Genomic DNA, 21,506 nt, shown 5'->3' on the forward strand with positions numbered 1-21,506 from the left:
ATTTTCAAACAGGCTCTAGCGCTCATATGGAGTAACTGCCCACTTTATGCATCCGTCTTCTTTATTTCCAAATACCCGGTAGCCCTCCACAATATCATTTAGCGATGCACGATGGGTGATCAGAAAATTCGTCTGTATCTTACCTGCTTCGATCAGCCGCATCAAACGTTCGCAATGTACCGCATCCACGCCCCCGGTTTTAAAAATCAGATTCTTTCCATACATCTTAGGAAGCGGAAGCTCCTGATTTTCTTCGTACATGGCAACCAGTGCCACTACACCATTTGGTCTTGCCGCTTTCCATGCAAGGGAAAAGGTATCTCTGCCTCCCGCCGCTTCGATGACTCCATCCGCCCCCCGGCCTGCAGTTAGTTTTTTTATTTCCTCTTCAATATCACAGACTGCCGGATTGAAAACCGTATCTGCCAGCTGCTGCTTCAGGGCGAGCTGCAGCCTGGACTCATCGATATCCACCGCTATAATCCTGGATGCTCCAAATAGTTTTGCGCACATCATCGCACACAGCCCCACTGGTCCTGCACCTATCACCGCCACGGTATCTCCCGGTTTGATTTCAGCCAGATCCGCTCCAAAGTATCCGCTTGAAAGAATATCACCGAGAAACAGAGCCTCTTCATCCTTCACGGAATCAGGAATTTTAGTTAGACCCATATCCGCAAAAGGCACTCTTACATATTCTGCCTGGCATCCGTCTATACGGCATCCCAGTTCCCAGCCGCCTTTTTCACAATTATTGATATATCCTTCCCGGCAAAAATAGCACTCGCCGCAAAATGTAATACAGTTCACCGCTACCCGATCACCCGGTTTTATGTTTGTCACACCACTTCCTACTTCCATGACCCTGCCCGTAAATTCATGCCCAAGTACCGTCTCAGGCTTAGCTCTTGGCACAGTTTGATGCATGATGTGGAGATCACTCATACATATCGTAGATAATGTTACTTCAATAATGGCGTCCTTATCATCTTTCATTACAGGTATGGGGCAGTCCATCAGCTCAATACTTCCATTCACATGGCAGACCAATGCCTTCATCCATTCCCTGTCAAGTCTCCAATTCATGTTATGCCTCCTCTTTAATTAACAATCACAATGAACAACTTTTTCGAAATCATAATCTAAAAGCCGGTGGTAATAATGTCCCATTTCATCAAAGGTAAAGCAATAATGAAACTCATCGATATCCTTATCCTGGAATGTAATCACATACTGGAATTCCGAATGCTGGATTTCTTCTACTGTAATTTTCTCTGAAACCTCCCGGAAAACAGCAATAATCTCATCCAGTCCACAGGAAGGTCCCTGTAATACCTGAACCAGTTTTTTCAAAAATTCCCGGCTGGTATTATTTTCATAGATATATTTAACTCCTTCTTTGGGAACTGCAAATTCATATCTTCCTGCCTCGAACTTTACCTTCATATCGTGAAAATGCGGTTTTACATATTCTTCGAATTCCGCCATACATTTTTGCAAAGACGTTGTTTCCATCTCCCCGGTATCCAGCAAATAACAGATCAGTCCAGGATCGTAGAAGACGCTGACACTCTTCCCTTCCATATAACCAATCTTAACCATACCTTCAAATATCATATCTGATATATTTTTTTCTAAATGTGCAAAATCAAAATTTCCCATTACCCAGCCTCACTTTCCAATATGCTATAGATCGTGTCTGAAAATTGCATTCTGGCTGCTGTTCCATTTTGAACCGCTGCTGGTACAATGTTTAGCAGACACGCTTTCAGATTTATTGTAACAAATTTTACTGATTTCTTCCAGCACTACAGCGCACAATGTTTTTAAATTAGAACGTTTTCATGACAAGAGGGTACTCACAGAGAAAAATCTATCTTTCTCTGTGAATACCCTCTTTTTGTAATCAGTTATTCAATTGTAATCCTTTATTCAATTGCCTCTATCTGCTTAAACCTCTGCCAGCTTTAAATCAGAATGATATGATAACAACTTTCCGTAAAGTAAAAGCATAACATTTATTCCTCACGCTCCAACGGATTTCGTAATGCAGCAATCATCTGGTTCAATTTTCTGAAATTGCGCATATGCAGCAGAAAAAGCAGTACATAGATGCAGAGAAAAATTGTCATGACCGTTCTGAATGCCAGGCTGCTCCAATTTGCGCCCCCATTTGTAAGGGGTATAATGAAGCAGCATAAAAGTACGGTAAAAAAAGTGGTTAGCAGAATAACCTGACGCTTTAAAATCTTTTTACAGCACTCTGCTTTTGAAGTGTTATCGCTGAAGATTTGATTCTCCTCTTCAATCTCTGATTTCTTTTTGCGAAAATAGTAAAAACTGTTTAGCTTCATAATGTATTCCCAGCCATAATCTTCGTAAATTGCCAGGTAACCCGATTCATCATTTTCTTCATCATTATAGTCCAGCTGATAAATGTATTCTTCTGGCTGGCAGGCTTCAAACCGGTACGTATATCCTCCCGTTCCCAGAAATTTCCACCCGCTTCGATGCTGTTCCATCAAGAAATGCTCTTCATCCTTAAAATCTGCAAGTGAAAAAAATCTATGCATTTTCTTCAATTCCATAATACCGCTCCCCTTTACTATTTTGATATAATCTCTGTATCCGTTTTAATTCCAATTGTAATATCTGCTCTCCAAGAGGCGTTATGAGATAAGACTTCCTCTTATTTTCCTCTTTTGTAAAACGAATCAGCCCGTCTTTTTCCATTTTGGATAAACTGCCGTACATTGTTCCCGGACTGATTGTAATCTCATCTGAAGTAATCTCCTTTACGTGCTGCATAATGTTATATCCGTGCATTTCATTTTGCAGAGAGAATAAAATATAAAATCCGGTCTCTGTCATGGGTATATATACACGTTTAATCTTTTCATCCATTTTCTATATCCCTCATTTCTGCATTGTCATTTTAGAATTATTTAATATCTTGAGTGCCTTGAAATCCGTTTCATATCCGATAATCGCTTTACATCTGGTGATAGCTTCACATCTGATGATAGCTTCACATCTGATGATAGCTTCACATCCGATGATCGCTTTACATCTGATGATAGCTTCACATCCGATGATCGCTTTATATCTGATGATAGCTTCACATCCGATGATTGCTTTATATCTGATGATGACTTCACATCCGATGATCGCTTTTTTGATTCTTTATATATTTGTTTTATTCATCTTTTATTTACCCTTTTTCACCTCTATACATCGCACTGCTATATATCGTACCTTGATTATATCGCACTACGATATAAAAGTCAATAAAAAATCCTTCCGCAATTTCATCAGAAGGATTTTAATATTATGTTCTGTTACCAAGTGCATTCTCTACTGCTTTTGGAATTACTTTACTGGAGTTTGCAGCCCCTGATACTGCGTCAACATTCAGACTCTGCTGTTTAACCATATCATCCGCCAATTTCTCCATCCCAGCTTATTCCATATAACCGCCTCTCATCGGTGAAACCGCATGTTTTGCAAATATATTCAGAACGCCGGACTCATACTTTTCTTTCGCCGGCTCCCATTCTTCTTTTCTCTTCGCCAGAACTTTGCTTATTTCTTCTTCACTGCATTTTTCCCCATTGATTCCAGCAATTCTCAGAACTCTGTTATTAATGTCCAATTCAATGAGATCATTTTCTTTTACCAGAGCGATTGGACCGCCTTCTGCTGCCTCGGGAGATACATGTCCGATTGCCGGACCTTTCGATGCCCCTGAGAAACGTCCATCGGTTATGAGCGCGATTGTCTTTCCCAGCTTGGCATCAGATGAAATTGCTTCTGTGGTGTAGAACATCTCCGGCATGCCGCTTCCTTTCGGGCCCTCATAACGGATAATGACTGCATCCCCGGGCTTGACATCGTGATTCAGTACTGCTGCAATCGCATCTTCTTCACAATCATACGGGCGTGCACGAAGAAGTGCCTGGAACATCTCCTTTGGTACCGCAGAATGTTTCACAACTGCTCCATCCGGTGCCAGATTCCCCTTGAGAATCGCTACCGTTCCATCGGATCCAATGGGATCATCAAAGCTTCTGATAATATCGGTTCGCTTTAAATTCCACTTTTTGAGATATTCGCCGCATTTTTCATAAAATCCTGAATTTTTTAAATCCTCCAGATTCTCTCCCAATGTCTTACCGGTCACTGTACAAACATCAAGATGCAGCATACTCTTGATTTCTTCCATAATAGTAGGTACGCCGCCTGCATAATAGAAGAACTGTGCCGGCCACTTTCCAGCCGGGCGAATATCCAGAAGATAGTGTGCTCCCCTATGCATCCGGTCAAAACTTTCCGCATCGAAATCTATACCGAATTCATGTGCAATCGCCGGTATGTGAATCAGACTGTTGGTAGACCCGGAAATTGCTGCGTGAACCATTACCGCATTTTCAAAACTTTCTCTGGTAACAATATCCCTTGCCTTCACGCCTTCTCTTGCCATCTGCACCGCACGAATCCCGGCTTTATATGCAACCTCTTTTAGATCTTCGCAGGTTGCCGGCATAAGTGCACTGCCCGGCAGCATCAGCCCCAGTGCTTCCGCCATAATCTGCATCGTGGAAGCAGTTCCCATAAAGGAACAGGCACCGCAGGAAGGACATGCATGCTGTTTATAGAAGGTCAGCTTCTCATCAGATATTTCTCCCCTCTGGCACATGGCGCTGTAGGCTCCGATCTGCTCCAAAGTCAGCATATCCGGACCTGCATCCATAACACCCCCGGTAACCATGATGCTTGGAATATTAATTCTTCCGATGCCCATTAGCTGTGCCGGAACGCTTTTGTCACAGCTTGCAATAAATACACCGGAGTCAAACGTAGTGGCATTGGCATGGATTTCAATCATATTGGCAATCATATCCCGGCTGGCGAGGGAATAATTAATGCCGTCATGTCCCTGTGCCATGCCGTCACAGATATCTGTGGCATAATACCTGGCTGCTTTCCCTCCATGCTCATTGATTCCTCTGACTGCTTCTTCCACAAAAATATTCAGATGTGCACTTCCAGGATGGCTGTCTCCATAGGTACTCTCAACCATTATCTGTGGTTTCTCTAAATCTTCTACGGACCATCCCATTCCCATTCTAAGGGGATCCATTTCCGGTGCCAGCTTGCGGATTTTTTGGCTGTTATACATACGTTCTTCTCCTTTTTATACATACGATCTTTTATTTTCCTATTTACGGTACAATTCATATGATGATTTATATTTTGAATATAAAACTTATTTTAACAAAAGTCAAGTATAATCTAAATTTTTGTATATTACACACAATTTTTCTCTTTAATCTTGTGCATTTCTCCTTTCAAATCATAGGATGACTTTCATTATGCTATTTATTTAAAAATAAGATTGTAAAATAAACGCCAATACTATATAATCATTTTCAGGAAGGTGATCATATGAATTCAGAGCAGAACCAGGATAAAAAGAATTTAACCGGACAGGCGTCCGATTTTATTATTCAATATATTAATGAGCAGCATTTACAGCCGGGAGACCGTCTGCCTAACGAAACGGTATTTTCCAAATCTCTGCAGATTGGACGTGGTACGGTTCGGGAAGCAATGAAATTACTGGAATCCAGAAATATTGTTGAAATCAGGCAGGGTTCCGGGACCTACGTATCTGCCAAAAAGGGGGTAGCTGATGATCCTCTGGGGCTTATTTTCATAGATGATAAAGAAAGCCTCGCTAAAGACCTGATGGAAATCCGATTTATGATTGAGCCATCAATCGCGGCAATGGCAGCCCAGAACGCAAGTGACCAGGAAATCTTACAGATACAGGGAATCTGCCAGGAGATTGAAGCACAGATGCATGCTGGTATAAACCATACACAAAAAGACATTGAATTTCATACGGCTATTGCCATGAGCAGCAAAAATGTGGTGGTCCCCCGGCTGATCCCCATTATCAACAGCACTATTGAATTATTTATTGATTTAACCGAGAATACTTTAATAGAAGAAACTCTGCAAAGCCATCGTGACATCACAGATGCCATTTCCGGACACGATGCCGTAGGTGCCCAGGATGCCATGTATCTTCATCTGGTTTATAACCGCCGCCGTATACGGAATCACGGCATATCTTAAAGATCCATTCTTTTGGTAAAATCAAAAGCCCCGTCCGCAGATCCTTCACGTTATCTGCAGCCGGGGCCTCTTTTATATTCTAATCTTAGGGAGATTGAACATGCAATACAAACACTTTATTGATGCACTATAAATACTCTCTTGATGCACTATGAATATACTATATGTGTAATATTAATATTCGCTTATGCAATCATTATTATCATTATTATTTATCTGCTTCTCTTTTCAGAATCAGCTCTTTACCGGAAATACCGGGCTGTGTCATGTTGACCGGCTCTAAAATGGTATCTATTTCTTCTTCGTTCAGCAGCCCCTCCTGCACCACCAGTTTTCGTACCGGGGCACCGGTTTTGATTGCTTTTTTAGCCACTTCAGCAGCTTTCTGGTAGCCTACGTGGGGACAGATAGCGGTAATGGTTCCCACACTGTTTTCCACCAATTCCCTGCATCTCTCTTCATTAGCCGTAATTCCGGTTACGCAGTTATCTACAAAGGTCTCTACGGCATATCCCAGGGTATCTATTGACTGGAACAGACAGTAAAATACAATCGGCTCAAATGCATTTAGTTCCAATTGCCCTGCTTCTGCAGCCATGGTAATGGTCATATCATTTCCGATGATGTTAAACGCAACCTGATTTACCACTTCCGGAATTACCGGATTTACTTTGCCAGGCATAATGGAGGAACCATTTTGTTTCGCCGGAAGATTGATTTCCCCAAATCCTGCTCTTGGACCGGATGACATTAAACGAAGGTCGTTTGCAATCTTGGATAAAGTGACCGCACATGCTTTAATCGCTCCGGATACCGCTACAAAAGGATCCAGATTCTGTGTTGCGTCAATCAGGTCAAATGCCTGAACAAATCCGATGCCGGTAATCTCAGAAAGATTCGGTACGATACGCTTTAAGTACTGTTCATCTGCATTTAATCCGGTTCCGATTGCGGTTCCTCCCATATTCAGAGTCAGCATTTCATCCATTGCTTTATCCATACGGTTAATATCTCTTTGTATCGCTACTGAATATGCTTTGAATTCCTGCCCCAGACGGATGGGAACGGCATCCTGCATCTGGGTTCTGCCCATTTTGATTACATGGTCAAATTCCTGGGCTTTTGCACAAAATGCTTTATACAGCCTTTTCAATTCCTTCTGGGCATTCTTAAGGAGTTTCAGGGATGTCATTTTACCTGCGGTGGGAATTACATCATTTGTGGACTGGCCGCAGTTTACATGATCATTGGGGTTTACAATGCTGTAATCGCCCTTTTCACCGCCCAATATTTCAATTGCCCTGTTGGCGATTACTTCATTTGCATTCATATTCAGTGAAGTTCCGGCACCGCCCTGGATCGGATCTACGATAAAATGCTTATGCAGATGGCCTTCTAATATCTCGTCACATGCCTGTACGATGGCATCTGCGATTTTTTTATCCAGCTGTCCTACTTCACAGTTGGTAATAGCAGCTGCTTTCTTTATATATGCAAGGCTGTTGATAATCTCCGGATGCATAAATAACCCTGTAATCTTGAAGTTTTCAGCCGCCCTTAAGGACTGTACTCCATAATATACATTTTCCGGAACGTCTTTCGTTCCTATTGAATCGTTTTCCATACGATACTGTACGCCATCCAGTTTTACTTTTTCAACCATGATACCCGATCTCCTATCTTGTGCTCGTCTTTTACTTTTTTCTTTTATTCCCGCGAGCAACGAGCCAAATGGACGCGCTGGCGCATCCATTTGGCGACTGCCGCGAGGGTCACAAACCCCGTTGCTTGCAGCGGGTTTGTGACTGTTTTGATTTGCTTTGTTTTGATTGACCTCATTATATACGAGGGTTATAATATAATCAAATACAAGTTTTTTTATATAACATATAACCTGTATGTTATACCTAAAAGGAGGCGGCTATGTTTTCATCCATGAAATATATTTACGAAGTATATAAAGAGAAAAGTTTTTCCAAAGCAGCTAAGAACCTGTATATTTCTCAGCCGGCTTTAAGCGCCACCGTAAAACGGACGGAGGAACAAATCGGCGCACCCATTTTTGACCGCAGCAGCAATCCCATCCGGCTGACGGACTGCGGGGAAAAATATATTGTGGCAATCGAACAGATCCTCAATATTCAGAATGATTTTACCAACTATGTCACTGATCTGAACCAACTGGAAACGGGCAGTCTTTCTATCGGGGGGAGTAACCTGTTTTCCTCCTATGTGCTGCCTCCTTTGATTACGGAATTTACCAGGCGGTATCCGAAAATCCATGTTGATCTGCTGGAGGAAAGTACTTCCAGGCTGGAGCAGCAGCTTCTGTCCGGTTCACTGGATCTGATCATAGACAATTATGTGTTTGACGATGCGGTCTTTGCAAAGCATCTGTATCAGGAAGAACATCTGGTACTGGCTGTTCCGCGTGCACTTTCTATCAATCAGGAACTGTCGGCGTATCAGATTGATCCGGCAGCCATCCGAAATGGCAGTTTTTTGAATATGGAGTACCCTTCCGTACCGCTGACTGCTTTTCAGGAGGAGCCTTTTGTTTTCCTGAAAACAGAAAATGATACCGGGGAGCGTGGGCTGACGATCTGCCAGAACCATGGTTTTAAGCCAAATATTATTCTGAAACTGGACCAGCTGATGACTGCCTATAACGTTACCTGCTCCGGGATGGGAATATCCTTTATCAGCGATACGCTGGTAGCCTGTGTGCAGCCCCATCCCGATGTGCTGTATTATAAAGTGGATGACAGTAAAATCGGACGAAACATCTATTTTTTCCGGAAACAGAATAAATATATGACTCGTTCCATGCAGGAGTTTCTGAACCTGGTGCAGTCCGGCGGTTGACACCCTTGTCTAAAAGGTATAACATGATTCTATTAACAGATGACGGATCCATATTCCCGGCATTTATAGGATCAAAACCCCCATTGCTTGCAGTGGGTTTTTGACTTTAACAATACACGGAAAGGAGTAACAATGCAATGAACTACAATTATACCCTGGTGGACTGGCTGCTGTTTTTTTACATTTACTGCTTTATCGGCTGGTGTATAGAATCCACCTTTGTTTCGGTGAAACAAAAAAAGTTTGTAAACCGGGGATTTATGAGAGGTCCCTTTCTTCCTTTATACGGCAGCGGAGCCGTACTGATGCTGTATGTTTCCATTCCGGTGCGCAATCATCTTCTGATGACCTTTCTGGCTGGCTGTATCGCAGCCACGGTTCTGGAATATATCACGGGAGTAGCCATGGAAGCTCTTTTCAAAGTCCGTTACTGGGACTACAGCGATCAGTCCTTTAATTTCCAGGGTCATATCTGCCTTAGTTCTTCTATCGCATGGGGATTTTTAACAATTGCTCTGGTAAAATTTATCCATGGTCCGGTAGAAAACCTGGTTCTTTCACTCAATGATTCCCTGGCTTCCATCACAGCAACCGTTTTAACCGTTATTATTGCCGCTGACTTGGCACTCTCCTTTAAGGCTGCACTTGACATCCGAAATATGCTGGAGAAAATGACAAAAGCAAAAGAAGAACTCTTAAAAATCCAAACCCGCCTGGATGCCATTATCGCATTTTCGGATACCGCTTTTAGTGACCGGGAAACTCCAAAAGAAAGCTTCACCCAGACTGCACGCACCCAGCTTGGCGAATTAATGCAGGGCATACGGGAGCGGCTGGATACACTTGCCAAAAGTGCATTTGACAGCAACAGCATCGCAAAAGATAATGCTGCACAATACCGGGAAGAGCTGGAAAGTCTGAAAGAGAAGTTTATTATTGAAAGAGAAAAGAGAAACTACCTGAGGGAACGCCTTGGCTTCTACAAAAGAGATATGTTAAAGAGCCACCCCACTGCAAATTCACAAAAGTTCAAAGATGCTTTTATCGAATTAAAATCTGCAGCGGAGGAGCGTAAGAAAAAGAAATAGCCGATAAGATTTACTGGCATTTCCAGGAACTTGGTCTGCATAGGGTTCTCGGAAGCTTCGTGTTTTCATTTCCCTGTGCCGCATTGACCTGCGCCTGGGTGAGAAAGAGACTTTCGCTTAAGTCTGCATTTTTGATATTGGTATCCCGCATATCCGCTCCAAGGAAATTCGTTCCATACAAGCTGCAGCCCTCCAGATTGGCTGCTATCATCAGAGACATGCTGAAATCCCGGCCATTCAGATTGGCTTTTTTAAAGTTTCTCCCCATATAGTCGGACCTTTTATCTGCATTTTTTCCCGGAGCAATGGACTTTGCTGCAAGTTCTCCGGCTTTTTTCAAAATGCGGTTAACCCGGGTACGGTATTCCTCAATATCAATCTGTAATAACTGAGCTGGCGCAAGGGTCGTTATCTGCCTGTATTCGCAAATCAGGGCATCGATATCATCCGCCAGCTTTTCCGCCGGTATGACAGCAGATGCTTCCGCCAAATACCACACCATCTGATGCAGCTGCCAGACTGCCAGAAATACCTTGAAGATTTCCGATGCCGCTTCCGGGCGATCCTTCCATGACACGCCTCCATAAATATCACTGGTTACTTTCTGCCCCGCTCCAAGGCAGTCAAATGCCATACAGCCTTTCAGATTGTACTGCATCAGATTTTTATGCACAGCGCAGCTATAGTCTGACATGAGGTTTGTGCATGGCTTTCCTGCTGGTTTATTATTGGGAAACCCCTCTGATTTTGAAAAATATAAAGCGGTGCAGCATAGACCGCTGCACTTTTTGCAATCAATTTTCAGGCTCCGGACTAATTCTTCATACCTGGTTGATCTATGTAATGTATTCATTTTATTTCCTTTCTCTGTAACGGCAATCTCAATTCCCGTCTTCGATATATATGCAGCTCTGCATAATCACATTTTACCCCATGGAAGTATCATTGGCAACTGGAAAAGCAGACAGTCATTTCCACAGAATAGAGCCATCATACATCTGCATTGCGACCTCCCAGTATCCGAGCCGCTTACATTCCGCAATGATGAGCAGACGGGTATACTGAAACATATCCGAAGACTTTCTCGCAAACCCGGCAGTATCTCCTTCGATTAAAGCATTCACAGCTTCGATACAGCGCCGGAATATTTCACAGCTGCACACTTGCCGCCGCGTGGGCTAGCAAGTTAGGTGAGTGATCAGGGTCAGAAATATGATTTCATCTTGTTTCACTTTTTTATAACTGCAGGCACACCGGCAACCATGACATTGTCCGGCACATCTTTAATTACAGCTGCTCCTGCAGCGACCACTGCATTTTCCCCAATGATGATATCATTGGCGATACTGCATCCTGTGCATAGCCAGCTTTTATTTCCTACTCGGACATGTCCGCACATCGCTGCCTTTGGAGATAAATTCACACCATCTCCAACCCGGCAGTCGTGCTCCACAATTACAGAAGTATTTACAATACATGCTTTTCCAACCGCTGCAAATGGATTTATGACTGCATTAGCCAATACAACTGTTCCTGATCCTATCGATGAAAAGCGGCTGACCACAGCTGAAGGGTGTATAAGTGTTGCCGCAGATACCCCATTTGAAATCAGATATTCCGTATATGCTAACCGTATGCTGTTGTCTCCCGTTGCCACAACTGCGGCATCAAACTCTGACAACAGCTCTATAGACGGATATTCTTCATCTATTTTCAAAAGCGGATATCCCATCACCCCGCCACCGGAACGGTTCTTTATTGCCAGCATGGAAATCTCATCATAATTCTTTAAACACAGTGCACAATCCAATACCACTTTTCCCTGGTCTCCTGCACCCCAGATCAATAATTTCTTCATTAACATTCCCTCACTTTCCTATTCACCCACGTTCTAACAGGTCAGATGCAATAGACGCCAGCCCCAGCTGGTAATCCCCATCAAAGTTCCTGGATACTTCTAACTGGGGAATTGCCTGCGGTGGAAGGCAAAAAGAGAATTCCCGTCGGATAGCGTCTGCTTTTCCGGCAATAAACTCATTCTCGTACAGGACAACCCGGTCCGGATTCACAAGTGCTGCATAGGAGCGAATAATTTTGCCATAGTAAGCAACCATATCCGCCCCGTCAAATTTTGTCTCTACGTATTCAAAGTTTTTTTCTATTGGCAGATAGTGCAGTTCCCCTGCAAATTCCGAGGCTCCACGCCATACATTTCCCCCAATCACAAGTCCGGCTCCGATTCCCAACTGTCCGATGTAAATACAGACTGCTGCTTTCGGAACCTCCCTGCAGCCGGCACAGTATCCCATAGAGGCAACAAACATATCACCTTCTATTGCTGTTGGGAGCGATGATATCTGCCTGATATACGCTGATAAATCCACACCTCTCAGTTCTTCATAGCCAAATGGTTCGGTTACAATTCCATGGTTAACGGTTCCCGCCACGCCCATAGCGATCGCCCCCAGCTGTGGATAGCGTATCTGCACGCTTCGAATCAGTACTTCAATTGTTTTCAGAACTCCCGATTCACATGATTCCGTTTTACTTTCCAGACAATAACCGTTCAAATCGGTTACAAACCATTTCAGCTCCGCAGCTTCAAGGCGAAGGGACAGGGTGACCTGAAACATCGGATTCAGGGCATAGAGCTGTGCACATCTCCCACCGGTGGAATTCCCTGCCCCCATTTCCACCAGCTCACCTGCCTCTACCAGACGGTCAACCAGGCGGTTGATGGTGGAAAAACTTAACCCCGTCTCCCGTGACAGCGTATTTTTGCTAAGGGTCTCATTTTGCTTAAATATACGGCGTATTAGCTTTGTATTGATGTTTTTTATTTCACCTGCATCTGCCATAATTCTCCTCCTTATTTTCATAGTTATTATTACTATGAAAATAAGTGTATCACACAGTTCTAAGTCCGGCAAGTATTAAAACTCCATATCTCTTACACGCTGTCCTGCTAAACCAGAGCCGTCAGGCGTATGTGCCCCCATACTATTTAATTTCTTATGAAGCCGGACTGCCATAAATACGGTGATCAACGCAGAAATCACATCCGCAACAGGCTGTGCATACAGAATACCATTCAATCCCCAAATCAAGGTAAGAATCCCAATAATAGGTACAAAGCAGATTCCCTGTCTGCACGCCCCAAGTATAAATCCTTCTTTTGCTTTTCCAAGTGCCAGAAATAAAGAGGAATATACGGTGTAGAAGCCAAACAGGAAGAAAGAAACTCCATAAGCAGTTAAGGCTTTCTGTCCGGTGGTTATCAGTACCGTATCATTTTTTGTAAATTGTGATATGATCTCACCTGAGAACACTGCGATAAGGAAACCATAAAGGACACAGAATATCGTTGACCATATTATGGTAGTTTTGATAGCTGCATACAGGCGTTCAAATTTTCCTGCTCCATAGTTATAGCCTGCAATCGGTTGAAATCCTTTGATAAATCCAAACACCATCAGGCTTCCCATGGAAACAATCCTCGTGACATCTCCCATGGCTGCGATTACGGAATCTCCATAACCCTTTGTTTTTGCAATTCCACTGATAAGTGCAATGGAGAGGCTGGTCAGTAACTGAAAGATCAACGTTGGCACACCGATTTTAAAAATCTCAGCTAAAATACTTTTTGCAAAATAGCAGTCCTGAAACCGGAAACTGAAATTACTTTTCCTGCTGAAAATATAGAACAAATAAACAAAAGTCGAGACCACCTGGGAGATCGCCGTTGCAATAGCCGCTCCGGCTATGCCTAAGTCCAGTGTATAGATAAAAACCGGGTCTAAAATTACATTCAGTATGGCACCTGCCATCAATGCAAACATCGTTGTTTTAGCAGCTCCTTCGCTTGTTACGATGTTATTCATTGTGACATTGAATACATTAAATATGGATGAAATAATATAAATGCTGGTATACGTCACTGCATAAGGCAGGATACTTTCCGTTGCCCCCAGTAGTTTTAATATGGGGTTCAGAAAAATCATTGTGCAGATGATCACGATTGCACCTACAAGCACGCTGCTGTACAGAGCGGTACTGGCAACCTTGTTTGCAGTATCTTTATCTCCCCGTCCTAATAGTCTGGAAATATAGGAAGCAGCACCGTTTCCAAACAGAAGACCCAGCCCTACAACCACCTGTCCCAGCGGAAAAGCAACCGCAATTGCCCCATTTTGCGCAGTTCCCAATCCGGCCACAAAATAAGCATCCACCAAATTGTACAGGGCGTTCACCATCATACCAATCATGGTAGGCAAGCCTAAAGCTAACAGAGCCTTGGGTATCGGCGCCTTTCCTAATAAATCCGTTTTCTTGTTTTGTTCACTCATTATTTAATCTCCTTCCTTTTCAAAGTGCACCATAAAATATAGTACTATACATTATAGTATATTTAGTAACGATTATGATATTACTATAATTTATAGTAGTTGTCAATAAGGAATGAAAGTTATTTAATGAAATGTCATATTATGATTAGAAATGCTGCTTCTCTTTGGCACCGGCAGTGTCCTCGGTGGGGTATGCCGCGTATTTTTATATCTTACAAGTGAAGCGCTGTATGTCCCTGCTTTCCGTATTCTGCCCGCAGAAATGCTTTCCATTTATGTTATCGCTTTTTCCGTAATACGGTTTACAGAACAAAAATAGCTATATAACTCCATTATTTCCTCTTCCTGCTCTGTTCCGGCAGCCTTACTGCAGATGTCAAATATGATTTTCTGCATGGTCTGATTTTGAAAATACTTAAAAGGAACTCTCCCCCACTGATCTGGAAATGCTTCTCGCTTAAAATATTTCCAAAATGAAATTCTATTCTCATAAGACAGAAGCAGTTTATATTTTTCATGAAGTTTTATCTGATTGTCGGTACATTCTTTTCCCCAGAAATACTCACCTGCCATTGCTATCCCGATAATGCATCTTTCATCCTCTCCACCATTGCCGCAATCAGTCAAAATGATTGCGGAATTGGGCTGTACATTTGACGGTATTCTTGGGCTGCCTTTCATTTCGCCGCTTAACAAGCATCCCGTTTCGATATAGTCCAAATTAACAATATCTTCTTCCAAAATATCATATGCCACTTGGGATTTTTGAGGAATTTTCATTGTAAACATGCGGTTACGATACTTGTTTTCCCTCTCCATTCTTTGCTTCCTTTTTTCAATCTCCAGGAAGCGTTCCTCATTTAACTTTTCTATTTTTGTTTGAATTGATTTATTTTTTAAAGTCAGGTACTGCGGAAACGCGTCAGGAAATTGAAATAATTTCTGGCTTTCTGAAAAGCAGACAGTGATACTATTTTCAGAAAGATTCGTAATCACACCTTTTCCATATTTTTTATGCTTTACTGCTTGTCCTAATATATTCATTCGTTTTCCTTCCTAAAAAAGAGCTTTCCTGCACAACACTTAAGTGTCAACATTCAAGCTCTTAATGTTATTTTTGTATTTGTTTAACCGTTATTTGTTTTTTGCTTTCTTATGGTAATTCTAGCTAAATTTCAAGTTATTCCTCTGCAAGTACCTGTGTCTGTTGTTTCCTTTCACTTATGCGCAGCACAATTTCATCAGGATCTGCCTGTAACTCAATTTTATCACTCATAAGTTCGGGAATATCCTTAAGCGTAAGAATAACACCTGTTTTCAGATTGTCAGCATCAATTGTGATTGTATCAATCATGTCTCCTGGTAAGGAAGCATATGGTATTTCCATAAGCATTTTTTCCAGCTGTCCTCCAAATTTCTTATCATTTGCAAGAAGAATATGAATCACACTATTGACCTTTTCATCTGTTGTTAATGCCTGAAAGCTAATGTGCAAGATTTCATCATTTATTGGATTCAATGATTTTTCCTTGATTTGAACTGGAATAACCCGTCCATCCAGGTCCAGTGAAAGCTTGCTGCCTTCACGTTTCTGACGAATCAATCTGCGTGCTGCCGTTTCTTCCATCTGAATCGGAATCGACCCTGGCAGAGATTTCCCGAACACGTTTCCCGGAATGATGCCGAGACGTCTCATTTTCTTTGCCTTTACCGTAAAATCACGCTTTTGAACACTCATAGTTTCCATTTTTATTTCCTCCTGTTTTTTGTGATTTATGTTAATTTGCCGCCTTTGGCGTTACAAATAACAGACCTTACCGTCCCTGTCAAACTAAAAAAAGAAGAGCTCTTCATACAACGCCGCTAAGCGTAATACCAAAAGCCCTTCTTTATGACGGTTCTTTTTCCTATTTAATTAATAAATGCAGTATAACACAGATTGAAATAAAAAGCAAATTTCAGTATTCTATGCATGGTCTGGGGTATCCATAGGGGTGTGATTAATTCTATAAACCAAATTGGGGTTTTCGCTGATTAATACGCTTTGTTATCCTTAGGTAATACCCCCTGACACTGTGTTAAGGTCAAGGGGTAATTTTTATGGAGATTTCCGTAATATATTCAGTGGGCTTTGAGGTATGGGTACAATCCAGAAAATAGCGTTCCAGAAAAGGCGGGCAAAAGTCTAAGAGAGATGGTATTGAACTTTGATTCTGGTTATATATCTGCCGAAGTTTGTCGACTTTTTACTCGTACAATCTAGTACTCCATCCGGCCAGAAACCAAACTGACAGTGCTGAATAGTTTGTCAGTCTGCAAGGCGGAGGAAGGAAGCGGAGTGGTTCCTCCGCTGACTGACGACAACGCGGCAGATGGCAAAATAGGCAGTGCTGTCAGTTTGGTTTCTAGCCGGATGTAGTACTAGCATAAGATTGCACTTTCAGCAACTTTTCCGGTTCTAAAAGAAAGCCATAATATATTGTAAAAATTTGTCATTTTATTTGAAATATTCCATCGCTTCATATATAATTATGATATCAACTAGAGATATGAGGAAAAGAGGAGGAACTATATGAAAAGAAAAGGTTTTTTTGCACTGTCGATCTTTATGGCCGCATCGTGTGGTCTGTCAGTTTCCGCACAGGATGCCCCTGCCAACGTGTCAGAAAAGCTGGATGTTTCAAATTTTACAATTGTAAATGAATCCATTTCCCACATTCCCGCCACAAAGCGGGGAGCTGAGATCTTGTTTGACTCTCAGGACCAGATTCCGGCTACACCTGCCGCTTCCAAAATTGATATCAGCGGACAGACCTGGCAGCCGAACTACCGTATCGAGTGGGGGGAACCAAGTTTTTATATCGATCTTGGAGCCTATTATGTAATCAGTGACATTGGCTATATGGACATGAATGGCTCTCCTTCCATAACCGTGTTTCAGGGAGAACCGTTTGGCTGGACAGAGTTAGGCACTTTGCCAACCAATTATTATAAGACATACCGTGTTGCCCACTTCGATTCTGCCACAGCTACCCGCTTTATCCGTGTAACATCAAACGGAAGTGACACAGGAATCAATGAGATCGGGCTGTACGGATATAAAATCAGCGATATTACGGAAGAGGATACACAAAAGACTCAGGCCAAACCGGCCGAACTGCCAAAGGACAACCTGACTTCCGGTGTAAAAATCGGCGCCAATGCATTTTGCGATGACCCATACACCGCATTATCCGCATTGGGAAATGTACGTGAATATTACAACTGGAGCTGGCTGACTGACAAAGAGGGAAATCATTATTTCAACCGCATTGTGAACAAGGATAATTTCTACCGCACAATGCAGTCCATGGGAATTTCTGTGATCCCCTGTCTGCAGGGAATCAACGACCATTTTGTAGGCGATGGGGAAAACATCAAAGATATTTTTAACACTATCCCTGTTGAGGACGGCGCGGACACACTTGACCCTGCCTCCTATGCTCTCCATGGAAATGCAATGTATAATTTAGCCGCCCGTTATGGTTCAAACACAGATATAGATCCTGCCACATTAAATGTTGGGGACGGCGATATCCAGGCGGGCTTGAACTATCTTGAAGGAATTGAAACATGGAACGAACAGGACAAGACCTGGGAGACTAAGCAAAGCTACTTCCATCCATATGAATATGCCGCAATGGTTAGCACTGATTATGACGGACATGAGGGAACGGTTCCAAATGCAGGCGTCAAGACGGCTGACCCGAACTTCAAACTTGTGATGGGCGGTGTTGCCGGCGGTGACCGCGCCGTGGAATATCTCTCCCTGATGAAATCATGGTTTGACTATAACCGTACCGATGGCAAATTTGCCTTGGACACAATCAATTATCATGACTACATCACAGACACTGAGGCACCGGAAAATTCCGATTTTCGCCAGAATGCCCGCAACATTATCGAATGGACGAATGAGAATGCGCCTGGAAGAGATGTCTGGCTGTCGGAGTTTGATATTGTGGCGGATGACAAGAAAATCGAAGGTGTTGATTCCCATCAGAACCAGGAATATGCCAAAGCAAGGGCAGAACGCCTTCTCCGCGCATTTCTGGTTGGAGAACGTGAGGGACTGGACCGTATGTCTATGTTTATGCTTCGCGATGAGTGGAGCGGAGTCTACGCCAACAGTGGGCTGACAACCGGAAAAGGGGACTGGGACAAGAAGACTTCCTGGTACTACCTGTCCTGTGCGACAGATACACTGAAGAATGCAGACTTGATTGATTTCAGCGAACAGGATAACGTATATCTCTATACTTACCAGGACAGAGATACATCAGAAGTGATCTATGCTGTTTGGTCACCAACAGCAGACGGCAGTGAAATCAGTGATTATCAATTGACTGTCGGAAGCCCTGACAAAGCAATTCAGGTGACGCCAAGCGACCGTTTTAAGGAAGGCAGCAAGGAAATCCTCCCTGTCTCTTCCGAAGGTACAGTGACGATTCAGGTCAGCGAAACACCTGTTTTCGTTAAGACAAGCGGTCAGGATGTGGAAAATGATCCATTCCCTCAGCAGCGTATCCAGGTGCAGCAGATGCGCCTCGGGGATCAGCGCGGAAGCATCGATACAATTACATTTGACAACAAGGAAGTTGTAAATGTATCGGAAGGCGGACAGCCATCTTCCGATAACTTTATGTTGACACAGTTCTGGCATCTGTTTGACGAACAGACTGCAGATAAAACTGCAGAGACTCCGTGGATCAAGACACGGGTGAATCCAACTACTGAAATGTCTGCCATCGCTGTGCATAAGGACCGCGCATATCCTTACGACTGTATCCTGACCTTCGATGATATTTACACAATTACATATATCGGAATCTATGATACATATGGAACCGGACAGATGGATATTATCGATGACATGACCGGCGAGCTGATCTATTCATCCAAACTGAATACTTACAATACCTGGGATCTTGTCCCGATGACCTCGGAACCAGTGCACACCAACCGCATCCGCATTGTCAAATACGATGACGCGAAGCTGAATGAGCTTGCATTCTACGGATATCCTGAGCAGCGCCGTGTCGGAATTGATGCAGAACCTGTCCCAGGTGAAATCGGAGCGGCAGTGACATCCGAACTGACTCTTAAGGAAATTGCCTCTGTAGATGTTGACAACTTAAGCAGGAGCTCCAAAAATCCCCAGACAGTTGACCAGGCATTCCAGAAATTGTTTGACGAACAGAATCTGCTTCCGGCAAATGACGGTGAGGCGGTAAGCAAGGATGCCAAATTTGCCACTAACTTCTCCAATATCTGGGGCAGCGGCATGTCATTTCCATACGATGCTGTTGTGACTTTTCCGGAGCCAACTACTATCACCAAAGCCGGGATCTTTGTTGGCTGGGGCTTAAACAATGGAAATTTTGAGATTTATAACAATGAAACAGGGGAATTACTCGCAAGCGATACGCTGACCGGAAACTGGAAAATGATGTATCTGACCTTTCCTGAGCCAGTGGAGACCTCTTCCTTACGCATTGTGAAATACAATGAACGGACAATCTGTGAGATAGGCTTTTACTAATTATATAAGGCGGGAACCCTGGCTGGGCTCCCGCCTTATATTTGTTGAAATAAAACAGAATGATCCATTGTTTCCAGAAGAGCCACTGCTATGTGAAGATGAAGTGTGTCTTGTTGTTTGAGAAGAATATCCGCCAGATGAACTATACGAACGATTATTTTTTGCATCACGGCATGACTTGCAGCGTTTTGGAATGTCAAATCCTTTCGTTTTCTGCTGGAATATGAGTTACCACAAGTCTTGAATCATCAAGCGTTGTTACACTTTTGCAGATTTGAAAGACTTCATCTTCATCCAAATCTTCGTCACTGTTGTGCCGTTTATTCTGCTTAGGGCTATCGCTTTTGGTATTGTCAGTATTCCATGTAAAGTTGCTCATTAAACCATACTGATTAATTCTCTTAACATGGACGGGGTTCGCTCTAACTGATTTGTTGCTATTTAGGGATGTAATATCCTTGGCCAAATCATTATCTTGTGTAATAAGCAGTAATTTGTGTGTCATTCTAAATTTGGTAAACATCACTTGAAAAACATTATCCACAAAGTTATCGCTTTGTTTGCCTCTTATTAAAATTCCTACTTGACCTTACAAAAGATGAATTGACTGGTAGCAAAGAGATTTATAGATGTACTCAACTTGTAGCCAACAATCTAAACATAAAAAGAACCCTCCTGTTCCAAACTAAGCTAACAACATAAAGTTGTTTTAAAACTTAGCTTAAAACAGGGGGGTTTCTCTTGTTTTATTTGATTGTGAGGACACTCAAAATTATCGGTCAAAATAATTTTAGTATCATAGTAGTATCACAGGCTATTGTAAATTGCCACAAACCCTGTGTTTAAGCCACTTTCAAGCCTTTTACTAGTTATTCCCACTCAATCGTAGCAGTAGGCTTCGGACTCATATCATAGCAAACACGGTTCACATTCTTCACTTCTTTTAATATTCTGTCCGTAATCTTCAGCAATACCTGCCAGTCTACCTGTTCAATGGTAGCACTCATTGCATCAATGGTATTGACTGCACGAATGATGACCGGATATTCAAAGCATCTTGCATTGTCTCTTACACCCACTGATTTGAAATCAGGAACAACTGTAAAATACTGCCATACAGTCTTGTCCAGACCTGCTGTTTCGAATTCTTCCCGGAGGATTGCATCGGATTCCCTTACTGCTTCCAGACGCTCTCTGGTAATTGCGCCAAGACATCTTACACCTAATCCCGGTCCCGGGAAAGGCTGGCGGAATACCATGCCGTCCGGCAGTCCCAGTTCTAATCCGCAGGCACGTACTTCGTCTTTAAATAACTGCTTTAACGGTTCTACTAAGCCAAACTTCATATCTTCCGGAAGTCCGCCTACATTGTGATGGGATTTTACCATCTTCGCTGTCTTGGTACCGCTCTCTACAATATCCGGGTAAATCGTTCCCTGGCCTAAGAAATCTATTCCTTCCAGTTTGCGCGCTTCCTCTTCGAAT

General features: G+C 42.8%; 18 protein-coding genes and 1 pseudogene. 4 read left to right on the forward strand and 15 right to left on the reverse strand.

Annotated features, from left to right (window positions below; translation table 11 throughout):
• Positions 1-15: 15 nt before the first annotated feature.
• From ACH2DQ_RS28260 to ilvD, 6 genes are all read right to left on the reverse strand, one after another.
• The gene (locus ACH2DQ_RS28260; protein ID WP_394913838.1) at positions 16-1,059 is read right to left on the reverse strand and encodes an alcohol dehydrogenase; all 1,044 of its coding nucleotides are present in this window, start codon (positions 1,057-1,059) and stop codon (positions 16-18) included.
• 45 nt (positions 1,060-1,104) lie between these two features.
• Positions 1,105-1,662 (reverse strand): DUF3877 family protein, encoded by a 558-nt coding sequence (locus ACH2DQ_RS28265; RefSeq protein ID WP_394913799.1) that lies wholly within the window; start codon positions 1,660-1,662, stop codon positions 1,105-1,107.
• A 356-nt stretch (positions 1,663-2,018) separates the two neighbouring features.
• Positions 2,019-2,588, reverse strand: coding sequence for a DUF2812 domain-containing protein (locus ACH2DQ_RS28270; protein ID WP_394913798.1), 570 nt, complete (start codon positions 2,586-2,588; stop codon positions 2,019-2,021).
• The gene (locus ACH2DQ_RS28275) at positions 2,566-2,904 is read right to left on the reverse strand and encodes a PadR family transcriptional regulator (protein ID WP_394913797.1); all 339 of its coding nucleotides are present in this window, start codon (positions 2,902-2,904) and stop codon (positions 2,566-2,568) included. The genes ACH2DQ_RS28270 and ACH2DQ_RS28275 overlap by 23 nt, the downstream gene beginning before the upstream one ends.
• Positions 2,905-3,328: 424 nt before the next feature.
• Positions 3,329-3,454 carry an FMN-binding protein gene (locus tag ACH2DQ_RS28280; RefSeq protein ID WP_394913796.1) on the reverse strand — a complete coding sequence of 42 codons (126 nt, stop codon included), beginning with the start codon at positions 3,452-3,454 and terminating at the stop codon, positions 3,329-3,331.
• A 6-nt stretch (positions 3,455-3,460) separates the two neighbouring features.
• Positions 3,461-5,179, reverse strand: a complete 1,719-nt coding sequence (ilvD, locus tag ACH2DQ_RS28285) for a dihydroxy-acid dehydratase (RefSeq protein WP_394913795.1) — start codon at positions 5,177-5,179, stop codon at positions 3,461-3,463.
• Positions 5,180-5,445: 266 nt separating this feature from the next.
• On the opposite strand from ilvD, the gene ACH2DQ_RS28290 reads away from it, so the two are divergent.
• On the forward strand, positions 5,446-6,141 hold the full coding sequence (locus ACH2DQ_RS28290) for a FadR/GntR family transcriptional regulator (protein WP_394913794.1): 696 nt from the start codon (positions 5,446-5,448) through the stop codon (positions 6,139-6,141).
• 208 nt (positions 6,142-6,349) lie between these two features.
• Here ACH2DQ_RS28290 and ACH2DQ_RS28295 read toward each other — a convergent pair whose 3' ends face one another.
• Complete coding sequence (locus tag ACH2DQ_RS28295) at positions 6,350-7,804, reverse strand: aspartate ammonia-lyase (RefSeq protein ID WP_394913793.1); 1,455 nt, start codon at positions 7,802-7,804, stop codon at positions 6,350-6,352.
• Between the two features lie 260 nt (positions 7,805-8,064).
• On the opposite strand from ACH2DQ_RS28295, the gene ACH2DQ_RS28300 reads away from it, so the two are divergent.
• Together ACH2DQ_RS28300 and ACH2DQ_RS28305 are read left to right on the forward strand one after the other, a co-directional pair.
• Positions 8,065-9,006, forward strand: a complete 942-nt coding sequence (locus ACH2DQ_RS28300) for a LysR family transcriptional regulator (protein WP_394913792.1) — start codon at positions 8,065-8,067, stop codon at positions 9,004-9,006.
• A 137-nt stretch (positions 9,007-9,143) separates the two neighbouring features.
• Complete coding sequence (locus ACH2DQ_RS28305) at positions 9,144-10,094, forward strand: hypothetical protein (RefSeq protein ID WP_394913791.1); 951 nt, start codon at positions 9,144-9,146, stop codon at positions 10,092-10,094.
• Positions 10,095-10,104: 10 nt separating this feature from the next.
• On the opposite strand, the gene ACH2DQ_RS28310 is transcribed toward ACH2DQ_RS28305, so the two are convergent.
• The 6 genes from ACH2DQ_RS28310 to ACH2DQ_RS28335 all read right to left on the reverse strand — a co-directional run bounded on the left by ACH2DQ_RS28310 (position 10,105) and on the right by ACH2DQ_RS28335 (position 16,187).
• Complete coding sequence (locus ACH2DQ_RS28310; RefSeq protein WP_394913790.1) at positions 10,105-10,947, reverse strand: pentapeptide repeat-containing protein; 843 nt, start codon at positions 10,945-10,947, stop codon at positions 10,105-10,107.
• A gap of 375 nt (positions 10,948-11,322) precedes the next feature.
• Complete coding sequence (locus tag ACH2DQ_RS28315; RefSeq protein WP_394913789.1) at positions 11,323-11,952, reverse strand: NeuD/PglB/VioB family sugar acetyltransferase; 630 nt, start codon at positions 11,950-11,952, stop codon at positions 11,323-11,325.
• A 22-nt stretch (positions 11,953-11,974) separates the two neighbouring features.
• A complete protein-coding gene (locus ACH2DQ_RS28320) occupies positions 11,975-12,952 on the reverse strand; it encodes an ROK family protein (RefSeq protein ID WP_394913788.1) in 978 nt (325 codons plus the stop codon).
• Between the two features lie 75 nt (positions 12,953-13,027).
• Positions 13,028-14,440, reverse strand: coding sequence for an MATE family efflux transporter (locus ACH2DQ_RS28325; protein WP_394913787.1), 1,413 nt, complete (start codon positions 14,438-14,440; stop codon positions 13,028-13,030).
• Positions 14,441-14,713: 273 nt separating this feature from the next.
• Positions 14,714-15,484 carry a hypothetical protein gene (locus tag ACH2DQ_RS28330; protein WP_394913786.1) on the reverse strand — a complete coding sequence of 257 codons (771 nt, stop codon included), beginning with the start codon at positions 15,482-15,484 and terminating at the stop codon, positions 14,714-14,716.
• Between the two features lie 136 nt (positions 15,485-15,620).
• Entirely contained in the window at positions 15,621-16,187 is a 567-nt protein-coding gene (locus tag ACH2DQ_RS28335; protein WP_394913785.1) for a 50S ribosomal protein L25/general stress protein Ctc, read from the reverse strand.
• An 825-nt stretch (positions 16,188-17,012) separates the two neighbouring features.
• Between ACH2DQ_RS28335 and ACH2DQ_RS28340 the strand changes: the two genes are divergently transcribed.
• Positions 17,013-20,021: a hypothetical protein gene (locus ACH2DQ_RS28340; protein WP_395028744.1), complete on the forward strand. Its 3,009-nt coding sequence runs from the start codon at positions 17,013-17,015 to the stop codon at positions 20,019-20,021.
• 196 nt (positions 20,022-20,217) lie between these two features.
• On the opposite strand, the gene ACH2DQ_RS28345 is transcribed toward ACH2DQ_RS28340, so the two are convergent.
• Positions 20,218-20,565, reverse strand: coding sequence for a hypothetical protein (locus ACH2DQ_RS28345; RefSeq protein WP_394913783.1), 348 nt, complete (start codon positions 20,563-20,565; stop codon positions 20,218-20,220).
• A gap of 325 nt (positions 20,566-20,890) precedes the next feature.
• A pseudogene (locus tag ACH2DQ_RS28350) lies at positions 20,891-21,506 on the reverse strand (glutamine-hydrolyzing GMP synthase); the annotation flags it as partial.

This window comes from Robinsoniella sp., from assembly GCF_034124845.1.

Coding starts and splice junctions, on each gene's coding strand:
- ACH2DQ_RS28270 (WP_394913798.1), bottom strand. CDS start 2,588: ATGGAATTGAAGAAAATGCATAGATTTTTTTCACTTGCAGATTTTAAG.
- ACH2DQ_RS28275 (WP_394913797.1), bottom strand. CDS start 2,904: ATGGATGAAAAGATTAAACGTGTATATATACCCATGACAGAGACCGGA.
- ACH2DQ_RS28265 (WP_394913799.1), bottom strand. CDS start 1,662: ATGGGAAATTTTGATTTTGCACATTTAGAAAAAAATATATCAGATATG.
- ACH2DQ_RS28300 (WP_394913792.1), top strand. CDS start 8,065: ATGTTTTCATCCATGAAATATATTTACGAAGTATATAAAGAGAAAAGT.
- ACH2DQ_RS28335 (WP_394913785.1), bottom strand. CDS start 16,187: ATGGAAACTATGAGTGTTCAAAAGCGTGATTTTACGGTAAAGGCAAAG.
- ACH2DQ_RS28315 (WP_394913789.1), bottom strand. CDS start 11,952: ATGAAGAAATTATTGATCTGGGGTGCAGGAGACCAGGGAAAAGTGGTA.
- ACH2DQ_RS28280 (WP_394913796.1), bottom strand. CDS start 3,454: ATGGAGAAATTGGCGGATGATATGGTTAAACAGCAGAGTCTGAATGTT.
- ACH2DQ_RS28330 (WP_394913786.1), bottom strand. CDS start 15,484: ATGAATATATTAGGACAAGCAGTAAAGCATAAAAAATATGGAAAAGGT.
- ilvD (WP_394913795.1), bottom strand. CDS start 5,179: ATGTATAACAGCCAAAAAATCCGCAAGCTGGCACCGGAAATGGATCCC.
- ACH2DQ_RS28290 (WP_394913794.1), top strand. CDS start 5,446: ATGAATTCAGAGCAGAACCAGGATAAAAAGAATTTAACCGGACAGGCG.
- ACH2DQ_RS28305 (WP_394913791.1), top strand. CDS start 9,144: ATGAACTACAATTATACCCTGGTGGACTGGCTGCTGTTTTTTTACATT.
- ACH2DQ_RS28340 (WP_395028744.1), top strand. CDS start 17,013: ATGAAAAGAAAAGGTTTTTTTGCACTGTCGATCTTTATGGCCGCATCG.
- ACH2DQ_RS28260 (WP_394913838.1), bottom strand. CDS start 1,059: ATGAAGGCATTGGTCTGCCATGTGAATGGAAGTATTGAGCTGATGGAC.
- ACH2DQ_RS28310 (WP_394913790.1), bottom strand. CDS start 10,947: ATGAATACATTACATAGATCAACCAGGTATGAAGAATTAGTCCGGAGC.
- ACH2DQ_RS28320 (WP_394913788.1), bottom strand. CDS start 12,952: ATGGCAGATGCAGGTGAAATAAAAAACATCAATACAAAGCTAATACGC.
- ACH2DQ_RS28295 (WP_394913793.1), bottom strand. CDS start 7,804: ATGGTTGAAAAAGTAAAACTGGATGGCGTACAGTATCGTATGGAAAAC.
- ACH2DQ_RS28325 (WP_394913787.1), bottom strand. CDS start 14,440: ATGAGTGAACAAAACAAGAAAACGGATTTATTAGGAAAGGCGCCGATA.